The sequence below is a fragment of the Lactobacillus sp. C449L genome, assembly GCF_059900815.1.
In genome coordinates, this window is sequence record NZ_JBWXGA010000108.1 from 1 (window position 1) to 491 (window position 491).

Genomic DNA, 491 nt, shown 5'->3' on the forward strand with positions numbered 1-491 from the left:
GCCCTGGATAAGGGCGAGCGTGCCGCATGGCGGCGAGGGCATGATGGCGAAGGGGAAAATGATCGGTACCTATGCCGCCGCCGCGCGGCCGAGCCGCGCGGAAGCGGAGGAGGCGGTCCGCACCCTCATTCGCTGGGCGGGCGACGACCCCTCGCGCGAGGGGCTCGCAGACACGCCCGCGCGCGTGGTGCGCGCCTTCTCCGACTGGTTCTCCGGCTACGCGCAGGACCCGGCCGAGTATCTGCGCAGGACCTTCGAGGAGGTGGGCGGCTATGACGAGATGGTGGTGCTGAAGAGCATCCCCTTCGAGTCGCATTGCGAGCACCACATGGCGCCCATCATCGGCGAGGTGCATGTCGGCTACCTCCCGCACCAGCGGGTGGTCGGGATTTCGAAGCTGGCCCGGCTCGTGGACGCCTATTCCCGTCGGCTGCAGATCCAGGAGCGGCTGACGGCCGAGATCGCGGACACCCTGCAGGAGGTGCTTCAAC

The 491-nt window shown here is 68.8% G+C and carries 1 protein-coding gene; it reads left to right on the forward strand.

All coding sequences use genetic code 11. The features are described 5' to 3' along the window. Positions 1-40: 40 nt before the first annotated feature. A partial coding sequence (folE, locus tag AC2JF9_RS08540) for a GTP cyclohydrolase I (RefSeq protein ID WP_500726918.1) occupies positions 41-491 on the forward strand: 451 nt, incomplete at its 3' end.